A 16,036-nucleotide genomic window follows, 5' to 3' on the forward strand; every position below is an offset into this window, starting at 1 on the left:
CATGAGTGTGAGGGTTTCACTATCGGTGCATGACGACCACAACAGTCTCCGCGACAAGACGTGATGTCCTGCCCTGGTCCGCGCTGCTGGCACTGGGCACCGCGGTGTTCATCACCAGCCTGACCGAGACCCTCCCGGCGGGCGTCCTCCCGCAGATGTCCTCCGCTCTCGGCGTCAGTTCCGGTGCGGCGGGCCAGACCGTCACCGTGTACGCCACCGGTACCGCCCTCACCGCCATACCGCTGGCCGCCGCCACGGCGGGAATCCGGCGCAAGCCGTTGCTGCTGGGCGCCATGGCCGTCTTCCTGGTCGCGAACACGCTCACCGCTGCCGCGCCCGGCTACGCGGTCCTGCTCCTCTCACGGTTCCTCGCCGGCGTCGCCGCCGGACTCGCGTGGGCACTCCTCGCCGGATACGCGCGGCGTATCGCGCCTCCCGGCCAGGAAGGACGTGCCATCGCGATCGCGATGACCGGGATCCCGCTGGCGCTGTCGCTGGGTGTTCCCGCCGGGACGCTGATCGGGCAGCAGGTCGGATGGCGCGTGTCCTTCGCCGCTGTCTCGGTGCTCACTCTCGCCGTCCTCGGGTGGATCACGATCGGCGTTCCCGCCGTCAGCCGGCCGACGGCCACAGCCGACAGGCCGAAAGCGACCACCCGGCAGACGCTCCGGGTCCCCGGGGTCGCCGCCGTCATGGTCGCCGTCGTGACCTTCGTCCTCGGCCACACCGTCATCTACGCGTACATCGCGCCGTATCTGCGGCACGCCGGCCTCGGCGACGCGGCGGACGCGATCCTGCTGGCCTTCGGCATCGCCTGCCTGATCAGCATCTGGTACACCGGCCGCCACATCGACCGTCGTCCTCGCGGGCTCGCGCTGACCGCCGCGGCGCTGTTCACCCTCGCCACGGCCGCCTTCGCCGCCACCACGGCACAGGCCGTCGTCTGGGTCGCGGCCGTCGCGTGGGGCCTGGGATGGGGCGCCGCGCCCACGCTCCTTCAGACCGCGGCCGGTCATGCCGGGATACGGCGCGGTCCAGCCGTCGCCGACACCGCGCAGGCCATCCTTGTGACCTTGTGGAACGCGGCCATGGCACTCGGCGGCGTCATCGGCGGCCTGCTCCTGCAGCGGGTCGGCGTCACCGCCGACGCCGTCGCCGCGGCAGTGCTCGGAGTCCTCAGCCTGGCCGTGATCGCCATCGCGCGACACCATGCCTTCGCGCTGTCCGACCAGGACACACCGTGACATGCGCGAACACATCACCGTCCGTGGCTCCGGAGGACAGCCCTACCTCGGCCGGGCGGGAGTACTCACGGCACCGGCGTGTGCGTCGATGTGCGCGTCCAGCGCGGCGAATGTCGCTTCGGGGCGCTCGATGTGCGGCAGATGACCGGCTTCGGCGATCGGCTCGTAGCGCCCTCGGGCGAACGCCCGCGCGTAGGCCCGCCCGTACGCGGGCGTGACGATGCGGTCGCTCTCACCCCACACCACGAGGGCCGGGATCCGCACCCGTGCGAGCCGGTTCAGGAGCTTCGGGTCGTGCATGTACGGGTCGCCGGCCAGGAGTCGGAGAGTGGCCATGTTGGCCTGCTGGACCGCGATCCGCTCCTCGGTGAGGGTGGCCGGGTCCACCGCGAAACGGGCCGGGTCGTGGAACGAGTACGCGGCGATCTCGTCCGGCCGGAGCCCGAAGATCTCGCGGACCGGCTCTCCCGGGACGGCCACGCCCGCGGCGTTGACCAGGACCAGGGAGCTGATCACGGCGCCGTCGTCGCGGAAGGCCATCTCGGCCGCGGTCCAGCCGCCGAGCGACGAGCCGACGACGAGGACGTCGCGGTGGCCCTCGTCCCTGAGCCAGTGCAGATAGGCGATCGCCAGGTCGTCGACGCCGGTGAACCAGCCGGGGCGCTCGGTCCCGTTCCAGCCCGGGTGGGTGGGAACGACGCTTCGCATGCCGTGCCGGCCGGCCAGATGCGCGGCGACGCCCTGGACGGTGGCGGGTCCGCCACCGCCGTGCAGGACGAGTGCGAGGCGGCCGTCGGCGGGTCCGGACTCGGTGAGGGTGAGGGGAAGGTCGGGGCGTGGGTGGACGGTACGGGTTCGCGTCTCGGTGTCGGTCATGCGCCTCACGGTATCTACGCATACGTATATACGCAACCTTAGATTCTGGATTAGGATGCGCCCATGACCGCGAACCATGAGGAACCCGGAGTCCGAGGCACGGGCGACAAGGCCGGGAGCAGGACGTCTGCCGGCACCGGCACCGTGTCCGACCTCGCCGCTCCGCCCGCCGTGGAACCGGACTCGTCCGCCGTTCCCGTCGATCTCGAAGAGCTGGGGCGCGCCGTGAAGGAAGCGCAGTACCGGCACCACCGCGCGCTCGACACCCGCCTCTCGGCGGTCGGCACGACGCTGGCGCAGTGGGACGCGCTGCGGGCCATCGCCCGTATGCCCGGAGCATCCGCACACGAGCTGGCGGTCGCCACCTTCCAGGGCGACCAGTCCTTCGGCACCCTGGCCTCCCGGCTCGCGGCCCAGCACCTCATCGAGCGCCGTCCCGGTCGCGGCCGGCGTATCGAGCACCATCTGACGGAGACCGGCGAGCACGTCCTGAGGGCGGGGCGCGCCGTCGCACGCGATGTCCTCGCCGCATCCTTCGGCCCGCTGGACGAAAGCGAACGGGCCACGCTGCTCGGGCTGTTGCGCCGTATCGGCGTTCCGAGTGAGGGTCTCTAGGATCAGCGACCAGGAAGCCCCGCGGCTCACGAGAGCCGGCCTTCCGACCCGGGCCTGCGCCCTCGAACAGGGCTGGCAACCGGCCCTCGGGCAGCGGCCGGTATCCCTGTAGCGTCCGCTGCATGATCGCTCTCGACGCACTCGTCCGGCTCTGCCCTCCCCCCGCCGATCCGCCACCCGTGGTGGACTGGGCGCAAGCCGAGGGCGCCCTGGGTATGGGTCTGCCGGCCGATTACAAGCAGCTCGTCGAGACGTACGGCGACGGCGTCTTCGACGAGACGATCTGGCTGCTCGTCCCCGACTCCGCCTACGACGACTGCGACCTGCACGCGCGGACGGCGGAGCGCGACGAAATCCTGGCAGACCTGTGGGAGTTCGAGGAGAAGCCCGCCGGTCTGCGGGAGGCGGGGGCGAGGGTCCTGCCGTGGGCGTTCGAGGAGGGCACGGGGGCGTTCCTGTACTGGCTGGCGCGGCCCGGTCAGCACCCCGACGAGTGGACCGTGCTCTACAACGAGGGGCGCGGTCCCCTGTGGGAGCAGCACGACATGGGATGCCTCGCCTTCCTGCTGGCGGTGCTCAACGGGACTGCGGAAACGGAGTACTTCGGTTACCTCCACGAAGTGCTGAAGCCGAGTGTGCACCGCTTCGCGACGGCCGACGCGATTTTGGGAACCGCCGGACAGTGAGCCGTCGGCCGCTCTCGACGGCTCCGGAGACGCAGTGAGGAGGGCTGACGCTTGTGCCTCCGGGAGACCTGTCAGACGCGGAAGTACAGGGTGCGTTTCAGGAGGCCGAGTGTCGACTGCGCCCAGGCGAGGATGTTCAGGGTGGAGTCCAGGTTGGCGGGAGGCTGGCTGACGAGGGTGTCGCGGCGGATGAGCCGATCGAAGTCGACCGTGACCGGGGCTGTCCGTACGCTGCCGTCGAAGTGGCGGAACTGCACACCGGCCGCGAGCATGACGTTGATCAATTCCTGGGCGAGGATCCCGTAGGCGATGGTGGTGGGGTGAACGCCGTCGAGGGAGAACAGGCCGCCGGCGGTACGTCCTGTGCCGTCGCTGGTGATGAAGCGGGAGTTCGGCTCCGGAGCAAGGGCCTTCAGTTGCGGCGGCAGTTGGTAGGGCCGCCACCATGGCGGTCGGGCCGTCATGTCTTCGATGTACCGGCGTGACGCGAGTCGGTCGAGCAGGCCGGCGGTGTCCATGAGGAGCCAGTCCGCCCCCGTCGTCCGCGCTGTTCTCACATGGTCGGTGATGGCCTCGTTGTAGAGGTCGATGGCCCGGTCGACGTCTTCCGCCTCCTGCCCCGTCAGGTGGGGGTGAAGGACGGGGCTGAAGGTGTCATCGTCGATCCAGGGCCGGGTGTAGTAGGGGAAGTACCTGGACCCTGACGCGCTCTTGCCGCCGATTCCACGGGCGAGCGGGGGGATGGTGACGTGCGGGACGGTGCACCAGATGACATGGTGAGCCGCGATCTGCCGTACTTGGGCGACGATTTGCCTCAGCTCGTCCTTGAAGTGGCTGGGATCCCAGACCGTGTACGCCTTCTTGCGCTCCAGGTCGTCGTATCCCTCACCGCTCCACTCCACTTTGAGCTGGGTCACTGTCTGCAGGGCGTTGTTGGCGCCGAGGAAGACGATCAGGGTCTCGATTCCGTGGCTCCCTCCGTCGGGCCGGTCCTCGCCGAGGCGGCGGGCCGCCGACAGCAGCGTCATGGTTCCGCCTCGGTCCACGCTGCCGGAGGGCAGGACCCGCAGTGCCGCGCGGTCACCGTTGTTCTCCACGGTCTGCCGGAGCAGGTTGTCGGTGGGCGTCGCGATGGCGTCCTGGCAGATCTTGGCGCTCTTTTCGAGGACGTCGCGCAGGTCCCAGCCGTACACGGAGAGGTTGTGGTTGATGGCGTTGATCTGCGGGACGACGCTTCCCGGCCCGCGCTCCCAGTAGTCCTCGACCTCGTCCAGGAACCTGCGGGCGTGGAACAGGGCCAGCGGGACCTCCCACCAGTCCAGATCCTTGCCGAAGCGCTCCTGAAGCTCCCTCAGCAGCAGTTCGATGTTGAGGGGCAGCCCTCCGTACCCCGGGTACACGGGGAATCGGAAGTCGGTGCCGGATCCCAGTTCGTGAGCGATGATCGCCGGGTAGGACAGGTCGGTGTTGAAGATCGCTCCGCTCTGGAACCCGTGCGTGAGCGAGTCGCCGATCGTCACGAGCCGATGACGTGGCTCCTGTTCCTGCTCCGGGTGATCGAACGGAATGCCCAGCGTGGGGTCCGTGACCGGTTCGCGCGGTGGTTGTCCCCTGCCCGCCAGGACCTCGGCCGGGATGTGAACATACGTATGGTCGGCCATGGTGTTCTCCTCGGCCCGATGGGGCGGCGTTCCTGCGTGTGTCACTGCTCCGCGATGTGTTCTTCGAGCCAGCCGAGCAGGGCCGCGAATGCCGGGGACATGGCGGCTTCGGACTGGGTCAGAGCGGTCGAACGGCCGCCGTCCTCCACCGTGATCGTGTGGCTCATCGCGTCCCTGGCCCGGCTCGGCCGTTCCTGCCCGGCCTCGGGGGCGGCCGCCGCCACCAGCCGGTCCAGCTCCCCCGCCGTGCTTTCGGGCAGGGCGTCGGTGTCCAGCACCTTGGGCGGAAGGCCCAGGCGGATCGCGGCCGCCTGGCCTCCCTGTGCTTCCCAGGTCACCCTCATCGGGCACACCCTTCAGGCCGGCCGACCGGCACTCCTCGCCGTCGGGGGTCGGCCACGTCGACAGCCGTCGGTCACTTGCCCTTCAGCGCGGTCACGTCCCTGGCCAGCCCCGTCACCTGGGCGGCCAGTGCGCCGATCTGGCGGCTCACGGTCGCCATTCCCTTGTCCCCGCCCGCGCCACCGTTCCGGTTGGCGGCGAGGCTTCGCGCCCGGGCGACGCCTGCCAGGATCCCGCTGATCTGGATGCCGACGTCCTGCCAGGCGGCCAGTACGGCCAATTGTTCGGTGCTGTCGTCGCCGAACAGTTCCGCGGCCTTCCGGTACGTGGTGTTCGCGAACTCCTGGAACTGGGTCTCGGTGCTGGAAGCCTTGAGTGATTCGAACCAGACGAGGCCGGGAGCCTCCCAGGCGAATCCTCCGATGCGCGACGCCGTCAGGAAGAACGCCTTGTTCGGGATGCCGGAGTTGACGTGCACCCCGCCGAGGTCGCCCTTCTCGGTGTCCGGCAGTCTGACGAAGTGCTCCATGTGGTCGGGTTGGGGGTCCCTGCCGAACAGGGCGTTGTCGTACGCGTGCCCCGGGGCCTTCATCGATCGCAGGGCGTCGGCGTCGATTCCCGGGGTGAAGATGTCGGGCCCGATCAGCCAGTCCGCCTCATCGGCCGACTGCTTCAGCGACCACTGTTTGACCAGCGACCCGAAGACATCCGACATGGATTCGTTCAGGGCCCCGGACTGGTTGTGATACTTGAGTCCCGCGGTGAGCTCGGTGACTCCGTGTGTCAGCTCATGGCCGATCACGTCGACGGATCCGGTGAAGTCGGAGAACATCCTTCCGTCCCCGTCACCGAAGACCATCTGCTGCCCGTCCCAGAAAGCGTTGTTGAACCTTTCGCCGAAGTGGGCGAACGCGTCCAGACGCATCCCCTGGCCGTCGATCGAATTGCGGTTGAACACCGCCTTGTAGAAATCGCGTGTCGTTCCGAGTCCACCGAATGCGCGGTTGACGGAATCATCCGGGGACTCCGGGCCGTCCTCCGACCGGGCGAGAACGGCAGAAGGGAGGAAGGTGCCGTTCTGGCAGTCGAAGACGGTCCGCCGGCCGTTGCCGGGAGTGGCAGTGGCGCCTGCGAAGGACGCCCGGATCCCTCGCTCGCCCCGCAACCGAGCGGTGGTCAGCATGGTGTTCAGCGCCATCTGGCGGACTTCGCTGTCATCACTGCTCAAGAGCTTCTCGAGCAGGTGCGGGGGGATGATGCAATGGAGGTGGGAGGTCCTGGTCATGGGACACCTCGCGTACATGAGGAGAGGCGGGGAAACCTCGCTCATCGGATGTTGTTGGGTGGTTGTTCTCCGCGTTCGGAACAATCACGCCGATCCCGACTGGAGCTCGCCCTCGTCGATCGTCTGCGCCGGAGGCGGCACATCGACGGTGTCGATCGCCAGGCGGACGGTTTTACTGTGACCGGGCAATCGCGTCTGACGCGCCGGGCCCCACCTGCTCCGCACCTCTGTACGGCGAGGTGAACTCCGGGATGCCGGCTCAGCCGTGTAGCGAGCGGTCTCACTGTCTCTGCTTCGTGCGCATGACCGAAGAGGTGAGAACCGTGTCTACTTCGAGTATCCGCTCGGTGCCATCGACGCGCACCCCGGGCGAGGCTCTCTTTCCGAGGATGACGCGGACCCGGCCGACAGCTTTCCCCAGGCAACAACTTCCGTGCACGCTCGGCCACTTCGGACACGAGGTCGATGGTCACGGCCATGCCGTCGTTCCCCACGACCTCATGCAATTGCCGAGGAAACAGTGTTGGTGACGAACCGTTCAAGTTTCCGTCACCGCCTCTCGGCGGCTTACCGGTCCCTCTCCGGCAGGCCCTGCTCCCCCACCCCTCGCCCCACCGGCCCCTCGGCGAATCCCCGAGCTGGAGCGAGGGGACGATCGTCGCGGATCAGCGGAGTTGCTGTATCTTCCACCGGTCCCCGCAAGTCCACTGTGAAACCAGCCTGTTCGAGTGCAATGGCCCCGTGCATGCTCACCATGGCCGGGACGAACCGGGCGGAGGCGGTATTCACGGGCACGACCTCGGTCCGGTTGGTGACGGCCTCCAGATCGCTCAGCCCTTGCCCCTCGGACAGCTCGATCCGCGCCCAGAGAACGGGGCGGTTCTCCACTGCGGCGCGGGTGAACACGGGGTGAGCCGCGGTACGCAGCCCGGCTTCCCTCGCGAACCCACGCTCCTGAGGATCTTCGCCCACGAAGACGCACTCGCCGGCCGCCGAGGGAGGCGTGCCTTCGCCCGCCGTGCCGGCGACCGCCTCGTCGAAGATCTCCCGGTTGTCTTTGGAACCCCAGTGCACGAGCGCGTCGTCCGTGAAACGGCCGGGGAATGCTTCCCGCAGAGCAGAGAAGGCACGCTCCGCGGCACCCTCACCGGGGCCGGGGTTGGAGATGACACCCTTGCGTACGTCGCGGAAGTCATCGAGCACGGCGAGGACACGCGGCCGGGGCAGTAGCCTCAGCGAACCGTCTGCCTCCATGCGGGCGTCCGCCAGGGTCGCTCCTATGTCGAAGAAGAGCACGGGCATCTCGATGCCTCCGCGAGGTGAATCCGTATCCGGAATCGGCACGCGCCCAAGTCAAACGGTCGTAGCGGTAAGGCCCGTTCGGGAAGGAACGGGGCCGGAGAAGCGGGTGTCGCCGCTCCGGGGAACTCCGAGGGCCCGTGCCGTCCGCCCGCAGCCGCACAGACGCTCCGAGAACGGACTCCCGCTCGTCCATCGTCCCCCCTAGGTTGCGCTTTCGCATCCTGGGATGTATGCGGATTCCGTTCGCCTTCAGACAGTTGAAGTAGGTACGGAGTACGGGTGGCGCGGCGTGGATACGAACGGGGGACGGCCGGCCGAAGGGAGGCCGGCCGTCGAGGCCGGTAGCGGCAGAGGGCAGTACCTGCTCCTGATCCGGGTGGCCGGGTGGGAGAGTGCAGCCCGTGATGTTCGCGCGTTTCGACCGGCGTTTAATCACTTGACCCGGTCCGTACGGTGTTCGAGTGATGGACATGCTGATTGACGAACTCCGCACCGTGTACGACGCCCAACTCCGTGGTGTCACCCCGCCCGGCGGCAGCGCCCGAATCGAGAAGGACGGCCCGTTGACCCGTGTCGTCGGCTGGCACCGTGGCTTCGTCACGGGCCCGCGCGACCTCGGTGTGTACGGGGCGGAACTCGACACGCTCATAGCGCGGCAGCGTGACTTCTACGCTGCCCGTGGCGAGGCGGTCGAATGGAAGACTCGCGCCCATGATCTCCCCGCCGACCTCACCGACCGACTCACGGCGGCGGGCTTCGTCGCCGAGGACAGCGAGACCGTGCTCATCGGGCAGTCCGCAGATCTTGCCGCCGATCCCGTCCTGCCCGACGGCGTGACCCTCCGCCGTGTCACCGCCCGATCCGACTTCCAGCGCATTGCCGCCATGGAGAGCATCGTCTGGGGCGAGGACTGGAGTTGGCTCGCTGACGACCTGGCCGCCCGGATCGAGAACGCCCCGGAGAACACCATCGTCCTCGTCGCCGAGGCACGCACCGAAGTCGTCTGCGCCGCCTGGTTGGTGTTCAAGGACGGCGTCGACTTCGGCGGTCTCTGGGGCGGCTCGACGCTCAAGGAATGGCGCGGACAGGGCATCTACCGGGCCATGGTCGCCCACCGGGCCCAACTCGCTGCTGCCCGCGATGTCCCCTACCTCTACGTCGACGCCTCAGCCGACAGCGCCCCGATTCTCACCCGCCTTGGCCTGCACGCGGTCACCACGACAACACCGTATGTCTGGTCGCCCTGAACTCAGCCGGCCTTCGGCGGCTCCTCGGCTCGTGCCCGGGTGCAGGACTCGACCAACATGCGGACGGTGTTGCTGTCCGTCGGAAGGGTGTTCGCGCCGGGCCATCGCCACGCCGCTGTACAGCCAGGCCGCACCGGCGATTGAGGACGCACCAGCGGCAGTTGGGGCAAGAGCCACGGCCATCAGGACCGGGGTCCGTCGAACGAACGGCCCACTTGGGCCGCTTCGGCCTGGCTGAGCCCGAACTCCGTTGCCAGGTACCTATGTTCACACCCCGGCGCTCCCACCGCCCCGCTCGACCGGGATCCACAGCTGCGATCCGGTCTCCGCGCCGATCTCCACCGGCCGCGTCAGCAGAAGCTCCGGGCCTGGCCGGGCCGTGTACAGGTTCGAAGGGAACCATTGCGTGAACACGTCGCGCCACAGCTCCTGGAGGGCGCTCGGATAGGGCCCGTGGTTGTCGAAGACCGCCCAGGTGCCGGCTGGCACGTCGAGGGCGTCGAGCTCCTCGGCGACCGTCTCGGGACCGGTCACCACGCCGACCCAGTAGTCCGCCTCGGCGCCCTCCTCCCGGCTGTCGGTCAGGTACACCACCGCCGACAGGACCCCGTCCGGCTCCCCGCCGGCCAGCTCCTTCATCCGGAGGATCGCCTGCTTGTCCAGGCTCTCCACGTGCGCCGCGGCCGCCTCGTTGACCCCCTCGTGCACGAGGGGGATCCGGGCCTTCCTGCCGACGACCCGGAACGACTCTTTTTCCACGATCCGGTACCGCATGGTCGTACTCCCCTCGACGACGACGCGGAAGGACATGCGCGGCTGTGCCGTGAGCACCGCGCCCGTGCGCCGGGCCTCGCCCGGCCCGATGCCGTGCACCGACCGGAATGCCCGGGCGAACGCCTCGCCCGAGCCGTACCCGTACCGCACCGCGACATCGAGCAACGTCAGCTCCCCGGCCAGCACCTCGGCCCCGGCGAGTGTCATCCGCCGACGCCGTACGTAGACCGCGAGCGGCATCCCGGCGAGCGCGGAGAACAGCCGCCGGAAGTGGTACTCAGACACCGCGGCGATCCGGGCGACCTCGGCCATGTCGACTTCTTGGTCGAGGCAGCCCTCCAGGTGGTCCAGCGCCTGATTCAGCCGCTCCAGCACGCGTATCCGCCCTTGCCTTGTGGGACAGCCACCGACACGGCCGGGCTCGGGGACGACCGGCCGGGCCGCCGGCGGACCGCGGGGCGGAGGCGGTAGCGATCGGCCGACGGGCCGACCGCGCGACCCGTCAGGCCGCCTCACCGCAGTAGAGAAGATCTGATCGCGCCCCGCCCGACAAAACCGGTGCGGGAATTGTTGGGCGGGAGGCCCTGGGACTGCTTGAGGCTTACGCCCATGAACGATGTTAGGGGATTTTGCGATCCGGGGTTTGCCGCAGTCCGTGAGGCACTGGCGGCTTTGCTCGGCAAGGACGACGTGGGCGCCTCGGCAGCCGTCTACATCGACGGCGAGCCGGTGGTCGACCTCTGGGGCGGGTACGCCGACGCAAACCGCTCCGTCGGCTGGGAACGCGACACCCTCACGGGCGTGAACTCGACGACCAAGAACATGATCGCCCTGTGCGTACTGATTCTGGCCGACCGGGGCGAGCTCGATCTGTCCGCGCCGGTCGCCGCCTACTGGCCCGAGTTCGCCGCGGCCGGCAAGGAGAAGGTGCTGGTACGACACGTGCTGTCGCACACCGCGGGGCTTCCGGACCTGTCCGGGCTGACGGCGGTCGAGGAGCTCTACGACTGGGAGAGCGTGACGGCGGGGCTGGCCGCGCAGGCACTCGAATGGGAGCCGGGAACGGCCGCCGGCTATCACGCGCTCACCTTCGGCTTCCTTGTGGGTGAGATCGTCCGCCGCATCACCGGCCGCGGTCTCGGCGAGTTCTTCGCCCAAGAGGTGGCCGAACCGCTGGGCGCGGATTTCCACATCGGGCTCTCCTCCGATCATGACCACCGCGTCGCACCGCTCATCCCGCCGCCGTCGCTGACCGACGCGTACGCTGCCAGTGCACCGCCGGGCCCTGACGGCACACGCCGGGAGAACACCGGAGCCGTTGTCCGGGTCAAGGACGCCAACTCCGTGCCCTGGCGCCGTGCCCAGATCCCCGCGGTGAACGGCTTCGGCAACGCTCGCTCCGTCGCCCTTGTCCAGTCGGTGTTGGCGAACCAGGGGTCGGCGGGCGGCGTACGGCTGCTGTCCCCCCAGGGGTGCGAGCCGGCGTGGCAGGAGGTGTTCCGCGGCCACGACCGCGTGCTGGGGACGTCGATGTCCTGGACGGTCGGATTCGGCAAGTTCGGCGAAACCTTCGGCTGGGGCGGCTGGGGCGGTTCGCTGGTCGTGAGCGATCCCGGTTCGCACATGACCGTGACCTATGTCATGAACCAGATGATCGACCGGGACCGACAGGAGGACAACCGGGGCATGGAGATCGTGATGGCTGCCTACAGTGGCCTGCGCTGACAGTGCGACGGGGGTGGTCCGGGACCCGCACGGGCTGCTCTCTCTCCCCGCCCACGCTGACGGAACGGGCGCGATGAGCGCGATGGGAAGGGCGCCCGCACCCGTGACGTCCAGGGTGATGTCGGCCTTGTCGTCGGCCTTGTCGGGGTTGAACGGCCGCGCCGTAGTACTCAGCGTCACCGAGCCCTTGGCGCCTCACCCGCCACCCGCTTGTCGATCTTCAGCCCGAAGGTGTAGGTCTCGTGACTGCCCTCGTCATGCGCCCACAGGCCGCGGACATACGCCTTGCGGACGACCAAGATCAATCGCGGATCGGTGCCCATTAGGGTCGGGGGCATGACACCAACCCTTTCCGGCAGTGCCTTCGACTCGCTCCTTCTCGACGCCGTGCCCGACCAGGATGCGCTGCGCCGGGCTTACGAACTCCCCAGCGACGCCGCCGTGCGCAAGCAGATGACCGAACTCACCGAACAGACCAAGCGGTTGATCGGATGCTCATCGCTGGTCCTGGTCGCCAGCACGGACGCCGAGGGCAACTGTGACGTTTCCCCGCGCGGCGGCCCCGCCGGGTTCGTCGCCGTCCTGGACACACGGACGGTGGCGATACCGGACGCGACCGGCAACAAGCGTCTGGACACCCTGCAGAACGTCGTCACCACGGGACGGGCCGGCCTGCTGTTCGTCATCCCCGGGCGCACCACGACGCTCAGAGTGAACGGCCGGGCCTGCGTTTCCACCCGCCCGGACCTGCTGTCTCAGCTGACCGCCGTGGGCAAACCGCCGGCCAGTGCGCTGGTGCTGGGGATCGAGGAGGTCTACCCGCACTGCCCCAAGGCGCTCCTGCGCAGCGGGGCCTGGAAGCCGGACCAGTGGCTGTCGGCTGACGCCCAGCCGACCTCGGCCGAGGTGACGCTGGCTCAGCTGCGGATGCCGGAGCTGACGATCGCCGACATCGAGCAGACGGAAGCGGATTCGCTGATGTACCGCTACGAGTAGCGGGCCGCCGACAGCGATTACCGAACCACCAGCAGCACGCCGAATCCCCGGACCGACATGCCCCGAGCGCCATCGCGGGACCTCCCGTGAGGTCACCCGCGGCGGACGGCGTCCGGCCGCTGCCCTGGCGACGGGGTTCACGCTGCCGATGCCGCCTGAACCAGCGGACAGGTGAGGGATCCCGCGACCCTCGTCCGACCGCTGGGCCGGCCTTGACATGCAGCCTATTGGCTGCCTAAATTAAAGGCAGCTGGACGGCTGCATATCGACAGGCGGCGGCCTGGGTACGGGGACGGACATGGACGAGGTGTTCAAGGCGCTGGCCGATCCGACGCGGCGCGCACTGCTCGACTCGCTCAACGCGCACAACGGGCAGACCCTGCGCGACCTGTGTACAGGACTCGACATGGCCCGGCAGTCCGTCAGCAAGCACCTCGCGGTGCTGGAGGAGGCCGGGCTCGTCACCACCGTGCGGCGGGGCCGGGAGAAGCTGCACTATCTCAACGCAGCGCCCGTGCACGAGATCGCTCACCGGTGGATCAGCCGCTACGACAGGACCAGGGTCCAAGCCCTGGCGGACCTGAAACTCGCCCTGGAGGAGACCGCGATGGACGCTGCGCCAACCTTCGTCTACACCACCTACATCCGCACCACCCCGCAAAAGCTCTGGCAGGCGCTGACCGAGCCCGCCTTCACCCGCCGCTACTGGTCCACGGAGTTCACCACGGACTGGTCCGTCGGCTCACCGATGACCTGGGACAACCACGGCGTACAGATCAGCGACCCGAAGCAGGTCGTACTGGAGGCCGAACCCTACAGCCGGCTCTCCTACACCTGGCACGCCATCACCCCGGAGCTCGCCAAACGCTTCGACTGGGACGAGGAACTGCTCGCCAAGCTGTCCGGCGAGGCCCGCTCGAAAGTCACCTTCACGATCGAGGAGGCCGCCGCGCAGGTCGTGAAGCTCTCCGTCGTACACGACGGATTCGAGCCCGGGTCGAGCCTGGCCGAGATGGTCAGCCACGGCTGGCCGAACGTGGTGGCAAGCATGAAGTCGCTCCTGGAGACCGGCGAACCACTCCCCGACGATGCGTGACCGGATGCGTGGCCCGATGCGTGACTTCCCGATCAGGGAAGCTCCGCCATCTTGAAGTGGCTGGTCAGCAGGGGTGGTGTGACCCCGTTTCGGGCTGCTCGTACGGGTCGCGGGCGGCAGTCTGGGGTGTAGATCGTCTGGCGGGGCGGTTTTGCCGATGAGTTCACCGTCCTCGAACGGTCTACCCAGCGACACGACCGTTCTCGACAGGAGTGCCATGTCCACCATCCAGCCAGTGATCATCACGGCCGACCAGGACGTCCTGCTCGGCTTCTATACGAAATTGTTCGGCGCCGAGGAGATCTTCCGGGTACCGGAGGAAGGCCCGGCCTTCTACCTCGGCTTGCGCATCGGTGACACCGACCTCGGGCTGGTGGCCAAGACGAACCCGGGGACCGGGGCGGCACCGCGGATCCTGCTCAGCATCGGTGTCGACGACGTCGACGAGACGCTCGGCCGGGTAATGGCGCTGGGCGGCTCCGTCCGCAGCGGCCCCAACGACATGCCGTGGGGACAGCGCGTCGCCCACATCCAGGACCCCGACGGCAACCCGGTGAACCTCACCCAACCGATCCCGGCTCAGTGACGCTGTTCCGGGTGCTGGTGCCGGTCGTGGGCTATCTGCGGTATGGATCAATTGCCTGCAGTGGCCTCGATGTTCGTCAGTACGAGCAGCGCGCGAAGCAGGTGGGTGGCGCGAGCGGGGTCAGTGCGGAGCTTGGTGAGGATCCGCCAGTTCTTCAGATGGGCGAAGCCGCGTTCGACCGGGGCGCGTCCGGCGGCCAGGATGCGGTTGGCCTCCCTTTCGGCGGATGCGAGCTTGCGGGCACGGGTGGCCTTGAAGCCGGTGACGACCACGGGGTCGTCCCCGTCGTCGTCCAGGCCGAGAAAGCCCAGGTCGGCCAGGCCGGGCCTTCGCGGCCGGCAGGGCGGATCAGCTCATCGCGCCGGCGCCGGATGGTGGTGGCGGAGATGTCGTTGCCGCCGGCCATGTCGGCCAGGCGCTGATCGTGCCGCAGCACAGCCAAGACGATCACCGCGATTCTCCCGGGCGGCAGCACCCGCCACCTCGACCGTATCGCTTTCAGACGGCGTCGCAGCAGGCCGGAGAGGTAGTTCAGGGTGTGCGTGGACAGCGGCAGGCAGCACTGGTAGACCAGGGACACGGTGTCCCCAGCGTGCTCTTCGGTTTTCGTCGCGCTCAGCTCGTACCGCCGACAGCTGCTTGACCAGCTGCTCTTCGAGTCCGTCCAGCTCCTCACGCCGCGCGGCGATCCGCTCCAACACCTCGGGATCCAAGCGCCGTCAACCAGGCCGCCTTTCGCGTTCATCGCGCCCTCCGGGGCGGAGTGAAGACGTAGAGGTCGAGGATGTCGGGGCAGGGGGCGACGCCGGGGCCACCGGCCTTTACCCAGGCGGCAATGTCGTCCGTGGCATCGGGGTCGTTGACAAGGCCGAGCCAGACCGGGCGGGCGCCCGCGGCACGTGCGGCGGCAGAGGGCTGGACGACGATCACGTTGGCGTGTTCGCACACATCGAGGCAGGCCGCGATGCGCACCGGTGCGCTCTCGGCCAGGCGTGCCGTCTGCCGGGCGTGATCCACTCCGGTGACTTTCGGGCTTCCGCAGCAGCAGTCCCGGCAGACGACGACGCGGCACGGCGCCGGTTCGACGGGGGTTCGCTCCGTAGGGCCTTCGTCAGGTCGCTCGCGAGAGGTCATGCGTCACCCTTCAGAATGCTCGCACTTGGCGACGTCGCCCTTGCCGAGGTTCGAGAGGCGCGATGCGGCGACAAGGTCGGGTTCGGCGTCCGGGGCCTTCTCGCAGAAGAGTTCGTCGGCCGCGATCCGTGGCACGGACGTGTTGCTTCTCCAGCCCGTTCATCACCGGGTCGGTCCAGGTGGCCGTGCCTGCCCTGTGGTCGGCGAGACCAAGGGCGAGCAGGATCTCCGTACTCCCCCGGTCGGCCAGGACAGCCGGCTTCGGGGCCTACGCACGGGTGACCTCGTGCTCGCAGTCGTCGATCCGGGTAGCCCGCGGCGGCGGACTCCATCGTGCCCTCGGTGTCGTTCATCGGGCCGCCGCAGACGGTGAACGGCACGGCGGTGACCGGCAGGGCGGGTGTGAGGTGACGGGCGGGAGTGGGGAGCACGGGCAGACCTCGGGGTCGGGGCTCGTACGCGGAGCC

18 protein-coding genes are annotated in these 16,036 nt (G+C 68.8%); 8 read left to right on the forward strand and 10 right to left on the reverse strand.

Translation table 11 applies throughout. The features are described 5' to 3' along the window. The first annotated feature begins 29 nt into the window (after positions 1 to 29). Positions 30 to 1,244: an MFS transporter gene (locus OG485_RS01840; protein WP_328663754.1), complete on the forward strand. Its 1,215-nt coding sequence runs from the start codon at positions 30 to 32 to the stop codon at positions 1,242 to 1,244. A 42-nt stretch (positions 1,245 to 1,286) separates the two neighbouring features. On the opposite strand, the gene OG485_RS01845 is transcribed toward OG485_RS01840, so the two are convergent. Continuing rightward, positions 1,287 to 2,120: an alpha/beta fold hydrolase gene (locus OG485_RS01845; RefSeq protein ID WP_328663756.1), complete on the reverse strand. Its 834-nt coding sequence runs from the start codon at positions 2,118 to 2,120 to the stop codon at positions 1,287 to 1,289. Between the two features lie 171 nt (positions 2,121 to 2,291). Here OG485_RS01845 and OG485_RS01850 point away from each other — a divergent pair, with 171 nt between their 5' ends. Together OG485_RS01850 and OG485_RS01855 are read left to right on the forward strand one after the other, a co-directional pair. After that, the gene (locus OG485_RS01850; protein ID WP_328674212.1) at positions 2,292 to 2,735 is read left to right on the forward strand and encodes a MarR family winged helix-turn-helix transcriptional regulator; all 444 of its coding nucleotides are present in this window, start codon (positions 2,292 to 2,294) and stop codon (positions 2,733 to 2,735) included. Between the two features lie 122 nt (positions 2,736 to 2,857). Then, a complete protein-coding gene (locus tag OG485_RS01855; RefSeq protein WP_328663758.1) occupies positions 2,858 to 3,421 on the forward strand; it encodes an SMI1/KNR4 family protein in 564 nt (187 codons plus the stop codon). Positions 3,422 to 3,492: 71 nt separating this feature from the next. Here OG485_RS01855 and OG485_RS01860 read toward each other — a convergent pair whose 3' ends face one another. From OG485_RS01860 to OG485_RS01875, 4 genes are all read right to left on the reverse strand, one after another. After that, the gene (locus OG485_RS01860) at positions 3,493 to 5,082 is read right to left on the reverse strand and encodes a hypothetical protein (protein ID WP_328663761.1); all 1,590 of its coding nucleotides are present in this window, start codon (positions 5,080 to 5,082) and stop codon (positions 3,493 to 3,495) included. Positions 5,083 to 5,123: 41 nt separating this feature from the next. Continuing rightward, positions 5,124 to 5,426 (reverse strand): protealysin inhibitor emfourin, encoded by a 303-nt coding sequence (locus OG485_RS01865; RefSeq protein WP_328663763.1) that lies wholly within the window; start codon positions 5,424 to 5,426, stop codon positions 5,124 to 5,126. A gap of 71 nt (positions 5,427 to 5,497) precedes the next feature. Further along, complete coding sequence (locus OG485_RS01870) at positions 5,498 to 6,709, reverse strand: M4 family metallopeptidase (RefSeq protein WP_328663766.1); 1,212 nt, start codon at positions 6,707 to 6,709, stop codon at positions 5,498 to 5,500. 567 nt (positions 6,710 to 7,276) lie between these two features. After that, positions 7,277 to 8,011, reverse strand: coding sequence for an HAD family hydrolase (locus tag OG485_RS01875; RefSeq protein ID WP_328663768.1), 735 nt, complete (start codon positions 8,009 to 8,011; stop codon positions 7,277 to 7,279). Positions 8,012 to 8,472: 461 nt separating this feature from the next. Here OG485_RS01875 and OG485_RS01880 point away from each other — a divergent pair, with 461 nt between their 5' ends. Beyond that, entirely contained in the window at positions 8,473 to 9,258 is a 786-nt protein-coding gene (locus tag OG485_RS01880) for a GNAT family N-acetyltransferase (protein ID WP_328663770.1), read from the forward strand. 267 nt (positions 9,259 to 9,525) lie between these two features. On the opposite strand, the gene OG485_RS01885 is transcribed toward OG485_RS01880, so the two are convergent. Then, positions 9,526 to 10,407: an AraC family transcriptional regulator gene (locus tag OG485_RS01885; protein WP_328663771.1), complete on the reverse strand. Its 882-nt coding sequence runs from the start codon at positions 10,405 to 10,407 to the stop codon at positions 9,526 to 9,528. Between the two features lie 234 nt (positions 10,408 to 10,641). Here OG485_RS01885 and OG485_RS01890 point away from each other — a divergent pair, with 234 nt between their 5' ends. Beyond that, a complete protein-coding gene (locus OG485_RS01890; RefSeq protein ID WP_328663774.1) occupies positions 10,642 to 11,757 on the forward strand; it encodes a serine hydrolase domain-containing protein in 1,116 nt (371 codons plus the stop codon). 176 nt (positions 11,758 to 11,933) lie between these two features. Here OG485_RS01890 and OG485_RS01895 read toward each other — a convergent pair whose 3' ends face one another. Continuing rightward, a complete protein-coding gene (locus tag OG485_RS01895; protein ID WP_328663776.1) occupies positions 11,934 to 12,095 on the reverse strand; it encodes a hypothetical protein in 162 nt (53 codons plus the stop codon). Between OG485_RS01895 and OG485_RS01900 the strand changes: the two genes are divergently transcribed. The 3 genes from OG485_RS01900 (at position 12,094) to OG485_RS01910 (ending at position 14,435) form a co-directional block, all read left to right on the forward strand. Continuing rightward, positions 12,094 to 12,753: an MSMEG_1061 family FMN-dependent PPOX-type flavoprotein gene (locus OG485_RS01900; RefSeq protein ID WP_328663778.1), complete on the forward strand. Its 660-nt coding sequence runs from the start codon at positions 12,094 to 12,096 to the stop codon at positions 12,751 to 12,753. The two genes, OG485_RS01895 and OG485_RS01900, sit on opposite strands and share 2 nt — an antisense overlap. A gap of 298 nt (positions 12,754 to 13,051) precedes the next feature. Continuing rightward, a complete protein-coding gene (locus OG485_RS01905; protein WP_328663780.1) occupies positions 13,052 to 13,849 on the forward strand; it encodes an ArsR/SmtB family transcription factor in 798 nt (265 codons plus the stop codon). Positions 13,850 to 14,066: 217 nt separating this feature from the next. Next, positions 14,067 to 14,435 carry a VOC family protein gene (locus OG485_RS01910; RefSeq protein WP_328663782.1) on the forward strand — a complete coding sequence of 123 codons (369 nt, stop codon included), beginning with the start codon at positions 14,067 to 14,069 and terminating at the stop codon, positions 14,433 to 14,435. A 47-nt stretch (positions 14,436 to 14,482) separates the two neighbouring features. Here OG485_RS01910 and OG485_RS01915 read toward each other — a convergent pair whose 3' ends face one another. The 3 genes from OG485_RS01915 to OG485_RS01925 form a co-directional block, all read right to left on the reverse strand. Then, positions 14,483 to 14,707, reverse strand: a complete 225-nt coding sequence (locus OG485_RS01915) for a transposase family protein (RefSeq protein WP_328663784.1) — start codon at positions 14,705 to 14,707, stop codon at positions 14,483 to 14,485. 469 nt (positions 14,708 to 15,176) lie between these two features. Then, complete coding sequence (locus OG485_RS01920) at positions 15,177 to 15,569, reverse strand: (2Fe-2S) ferredoxin domain-containing protein (protein ID WP_328663787.1); 393 nt, start codon at positions 15,567 to 15,569, stop codon at positions 15,177 to 15,179. A 3-nt stretch (positions 15,570 to 15,572) separates the two neighbouring features. Further along, the gene (locus tag OG485_RS01925; protein ID WP_328663788.1) at positions 15,573 to 15,704 is read right to left on the reverse strand and encodes a hypothetical protein; all 132 of its coding nucleotides are present in this window, start codon (positions 15,702 to 15,704) and stop codon (positions 15,573 to 15,575) included. Between the last annotated feature and the right edge of the window lie 332 nt (positions 15,705 to 16,036).

This window comes from Streptomyces sp. NBC_00328 (genome assembly GCF_036139655.1).
GTDB lineage: Bacteria > Actinomycetota > Actinomycetes > Streptomycetales > Streptomycetaceae > Streptomyces.

Bases quoted from the DNA above. Each gene is read 5' to 3' on its own strand.
- OG485_RS01890 (WP_328663774.1), top strand. From the start codon at position 10,642: ATGAACGATGTTAGGGGATTTTGCGATCCGGGGTTTGCCGCAGTCCGT.
- OG485_RS01905 (WP_328663780.1), top strand. From the start codon at position 13,052: ATGGACGAGGTGTTCAAGGCGCTGGCCGATCCGACGCGGCGCGCACTG.
- OG485_RS01910 (WP_328663782.1), top strand. From the start codon at position 14,067: ATGTCCACCATCCAGCCAGTGATCATCACGGCCGACCAGGACGTCCTG.
- OG485_RS01845 (WP_328663756.1), bottom strand. From the start codon at position 2,120: ATGACCGACACCGAGACGCGAACCCGTACCGTCCACCCACGCCCCGAC.
- OG485_RS01860 (WP_328663761.1), bottom strand. From the start codon at position 5,082: ATGGCCGACCATACGTATGTTCACATCCCGGCCGAGGTCCTGGCGGGC.
- OG485_RS01870 (WP_328663766.1), bottom strand. From the start codon at position 6,709: ATGACCAGGACCTCCCACCTCCATTGCATCATCCCCCCGCACCTGCTC.
- OG485_RS01875 (WP_328663768.1), bottom strand. From the start codon at position 8,011: ATGCCCGTGCTCTTCTTCGACATAGGAGCGACCCTGGCGGACGCCCGC.
- OG485_RS01840 (WP_328663754.1), top strand. From the start codon at position 30: ATGACGACCACAACAGTCTCCGCGACAAGACGTGATGTCCTGCCCTGG.
- OG485_RS01920 (WP_328663787.1), bottom strand. From the start codon at position 15,569: ATGACCTCTCGCGAGCGACCTGACGAAGGCCCTACGGAGCGAACCCCC.
- OG485_RS01865 (WP_328663763.1), bottom strand. From the start codon at position 5,426: ATGAGGGTGACCTGGGAAGCACAGGGAGGCCAGGCGGCCGCGATCCGC.
- OG485_RS01895 (WP_328663776.1), bottom strand. From the start codon at position 12,095: ATGCCCCCGACCCTAATGGGCACCGATCCGCGATTGATCTTGGTCGTC.
- OG485_RS01855 (WP_328663758.1), top strand. From the start codon at position 2,858: ATGATCGCTCTCGACGCACTCGTCCGGCTCTGCCCTCCCCCCGCCGAT.
- OG485_RS01900 (WP_328663778.1), top strand. From the start codon at position 12,094: ATGACACCAACCCTTTCCGGCAGTGCCTTCGACTCGCTCCTTCTCGAC.